This window comes from Acidovorax sp. HMWF018 (genome assembly GCF_003061035.1).
Classification (GTDB): Bacteria; Pseudomonadota; Gammaproteobacteria; order Burkholderiales; family Burkholderiaceae_C; genus Acidovorax; species Acidovorax delafieldii.
The window spans coordinates 1-3,951 of the sequence record NZ_QAIM01000362.1 but is presented as its reverse complement, the minus strand read 5'-3'; the positions used below and the strand labels follow the sequence as shown (position 1 = coordinate 3,951).

The window sequence follows — 3,951 nt, the reverse complement described above, 5'->3', positions numbered from 1 at the left end:
CCGCGCGGGCTGCGGGGCGTGTCTTCGTCGTCGGCGGGAGGCAGGTCGGGGGTCGTCATGGGCATGGGGCGATTGTCCACGCAGCACAGCATCCACACGCCCTTCGGGTTTACACCTAAACAAATGCGTTAGACATGAACGAATTTCTTGCCTAACATCAACGCATTCCGTTTAGATAAACGCATTCACCATTAACAAATCACTACCATGAGCACCGTCAAAACCTTTGCCTCCGCCGCCGACCTCGAAGTGAAGAAGGTGAGCTTCGAGAAGCTCTCCGACCACGCCTATGCCTACACGGCCGAGGGCGACCCCAACACCGGCATCATCATTGGCGACGACGCGGTGATGGTCATCGACACCCAGGCCACCCCCGTGATGGCGCAGGACGTGATCCGCCGCATCCGCGAGGTGACGGACAAGCCCATCAAGTACGTGCTGCTCTCCCACTACCACGCGGTGCGCGTGCTGGGGGCCAGCGCCTACGGCGCCGAGCACATCATTGCCAGCGAGGACACGCGCGACCTGATCGTGGAGCGCGGCCAGTTCGACAAGGACAGCGAGATCGGCCGCTTTCCGCGCCTGTTCCAGAACGTGGAGAGCGTGCCGGACGGCCTGACCTGGCCGACCATGACCTTCAACAAGAAGATGACCCTGTGGCTGGGCAAGCTGGAGGTGCAGATCCTGCAACTGGGCCGGGGCCACACCAAGGGCGACACGGTGGCCTGGCTGCCGCAGGAAAAGATCCTGTTCAGCGGCGACCTGGTGGAGTTCGACGCCACGCCGTATGCGGGCGATGCGTATTTCCAGGACTGGCCGCAGACCCTGGACAACATCGCAGCCCTGAAGCCCGAAAAGCTCGTGCCCGGCCGGGGCGCCGCGCTGCAGACGCCCGAGCAGGTGCAGGCAGGCCTGGCTGGCACACGCGCCTTCATCAGCGATCTGTACGAGAGCGTGAAGGCCAGTGCGGCAAAGGGCGAGGACCTGCGCAAGGTGTACGAGGCCACGTTTGCCAAGTTGCAGCCCAAGTATGGGCACTGGGTCATCTTCAACCACTGCATGCCGTTTGACGTGACCCGTGCGTACGACGAAGCCACGCAATACCCCGACCCACGCATCTGGACCGCCGAACGCGACATTCAAATGTGGAAGGCTTTGGAAGGCTGAGCCGCCGAGGTTGGAGGAGACAAAAACATGAACCCCAGAGACATTCCCACCGAAGCCTTCCACGCCAGCGGCGCCGAGGTGCAGGCCCTCGATTTCGGCTACGTGCGCTCGCCCGACCAGGACCGCGCCACGCCCGCACAGCACCCCATCGTGGTCATCGGCGCAGGCCCTGTGGGCCTGTCGCTGGCCATTGACCTGGCCCAGCGCGGGCAGCGTGTGGTGGTGCTGGACAACGACCACAAGCTCTCTATTGGCTCACGCGCCATCTGCTTTGCCAAGCGCACGCTGGAGATCTGGGACCGCCTGGGCGTGGGCCAGCGCATGGTGGACAAGGGCGTGTCGTGGAACCTGGGCAAGGTGTTTTTGAAGGACGAGCAGCTGTACGAATTCAATCTGCTGCCTGAAGAAGGCCACGAGCGTCCCGCCTTCATCAACCTGCAGCAGTACTACGCCGAGGCCTACTTGGTGGAGCGTGCGCTGCAGCTGCCGGGCATCGACATCCGCTGGCACAACAAGGTCACTGCCGTGCAAAGCCGCGCGGACGGCGCGCTGCTGAGCATCGACACGCCCGAGGGCGCTTACCAGATGGATGCGCAATGGCTGGTGGCCTGCGACGGCGCACGCTCGCCCACGCGGCAGATGCTGGGGCTGGAGAGCAAGGGGCGCATTTTTCAGGACCGCTTCCTGATCGCTGATGTGAAGCTGGCGGATGAAGCGAACTTCCCGACCGAGCGCTGGTTCTGGTTCGATCCACCCTTTCATCCCAACCAGAGCGTGCTGCTGCACCGCCAGCCCGACAACGTCTGGCGCATCGACTTCCAGCTGGGCTGGGACGCCGACCCCGAAGAAGAAAAGAAGCCCGAGAACATCATCCCGCGCGTGAAGGCGCTGCTGGGTGCGGATGCACAGTTTGAGCTGGACTGGGCCAGCGTCTACACCTTTGCCTGCCTGCGCATGGACCAGTTCGTGCACGGCCGCGTGGTCTTCGCGGGCGACAGCGCCCACGGCGTTTCGCCCTTTGGCGCACGGGGCGCCAACAGCGGCGTGCAGGACGCGGAGAACCTGGCCTGGAAGCTCGATTGGGTGCTCCATGGCCGCGCCAGCCCCGCGCTGGTGAGCACCTATGGCCCCGAGCGTGAATACGCGGCCGATGAGAACCTGTGCAACTCCACCCGCGCCACCGACTTCATCACGCCCAAGAGCGAGGTGAGCCGCCTGTTCCGCGACGCGGCACTGCACCTGGCACGCGAACATGCGTTTGCGCGGCGCATCGTCAACAGCGGGCGCCTGTCGGTGCCCGCCACGCTGCACCAGTCGCCCCTGAACACGCCGGATACCGATCACTTCGCAGGCACCCAGGTGCCCGGCGCCGTGCTGCTGGATGCACCGTTGACGAAACAGGGCCAGCCCACCTGGCTGCTGCGCGAGCTGGGGCCGGACTTCACGCTGCTGGTGTTTGGCCCGGCCCCGGCATGGGCCCATGACCTGCCCGGCGTGAAGGTGCTGCAGATCGGCATCGACGTGATCGACCACCAGGCGCTGGCCGCCCAGCGGCTGGATGCACTGCCGCGCACCGTGTACCTGGTGCGGCCCGACCAGCATGTGTGCGCACGCTGGCGCACGCCCACCGAAGCGGCCGTGCGCAGCGCACTGGCCCGTGCCACGGCCGCAGCCGTCTGACCAGGAAGACGACAAGGAACATGCCCATGCTGAACACCCAACCGAACCTGCAGGCCTGCGACGACTTCTATGAAGCGCTGATTGCAGCGCACCAGGGCCTGTCCACGCCCGAGAGCCACGCCATGAACGCACGCCTGGTGCTGCTGCTGGCCAACCACATCGGCGACCAGGCCACGCTGCAGCACGCGCTGCAACTGGCGCGCGGCAGTGCCGTGCCCACGGCCGACCGGCGCACCACCCCGGCCATCACGCCCGTGGTGCCCACCCACGCGGTGGCGGCCTAGCCCGCACCTTTTCACCTGGCACTTCAGCACCGCGCAGACGGTGCGGGGTCCGACCCGCCTTGAACTTTGACCACTACGGAGACAACACCACCATGCAGCGCAAACATTTCCTCGCCACCCTTGCGGGCCTGGCACTGGCCACCACACTGCCCCTGGCCCACGCCCAGGATTCCAAGCCACTCGAATGGGTGGTGGGCTACGCGGCGGGCGGCGGCTCGGACATCGTGGCGCGCACCATTGCCGAATCCATGTCGGCCACGCTGGGCCGCCCCATCATCATCAACAACAAGCCCGGCGCGGGCACCAACATCGCCGCAGAGTACGCAGCGCGCAACAAGGACTACGGCAACCTGATGTTCTCGGCCGACTTCGCCACGCTGGCGGCCAACCCGTTCCTGTTCAGCAAGCTGGCCTACAACGCCGAAAAGGACTTCCAGCCCGTGGGCCTGCTGGTGCGCTTTCCGATGTTCCTGGTGGTGTCCAACAGCGTGCCGGCCAAGAACCTCAAGGAGTTCATGGCCTGGGCCAAGGGCCAGGCCGATGGCGTGAACTGGGCGTCGGCGGGGCCGGGCAGCCCGCACCACCTCGTGGGCGAGCTGTTCCGCGAGCAGAGCGGTCTCAAGCTCACGCATGTGCCCTATCGCGGCGCAGCCCCGGCCATCCAGGACGTGATCGGCGGCCAGGTGCCTGCGATGTGGATCGACAGCGCCACGGTATACCCGTTCCTCGCGGGCAACAAGGTGCGCGCCATTGGTGTGGCCAGCCCGCAGCGAGTGACCACCATGCCCGATGTGCCCACGATTTCCGAGCAGGGCCTGCA

General features: G+C 65.7%; 4 protein-coding genes. All 4 read left to right on the top strand.

Going from position 1 to position 3,951, the window contains the following annotated elements; all coding sequences use genetic code 11:
* The first annotated feature begins 207 nt into the window (after positions 1-207).
* The gene (locus DBR23_RS13965) at positions 208-1,167 is read left to right on the top strand and encodes an MBL fold metallo-hydrolase (protein ID WP_108498658.1); all 960 of its coding nucleotides are present in this window, start codon (positions 208-210) and stop codon (positions 1,165-1,167) included.
* A 27-nt stretch (positions 1,168-1,194) separates the two neighbouring features.
* Positions 1,195-2,847, top strand: coding sequence for an FAD-dependent oxidoreductase (locus DBR23_RS13960; protein ID WP_108498657.1), 1,653 nt, complete (start codon positions 1,195-1,197; stop codon positions 2,845-2,847).
* Between the two features lie 26 nt (positions 2,848-2,873).
* Complete coding sequence (locus tag DBR23_RS13955) at positions 2,874-3,131, top strand: DUF2783 domain-containing protein (protein WP_015015947.1); 258 nt, start codon at positions 2,874-2,876, stop codon at positions 3,129-3,131.
* 92 nt (positions 3,132-3,223) lie between these two features.
* Positions 3,224-3,951: tripartite tricarboxylate transporter substrate binding protein (locus tag DBR23_RS13950; protein WP_108498659.1), on the top strand; the 728-nt coding region annotated here is incomplete at its 3' end.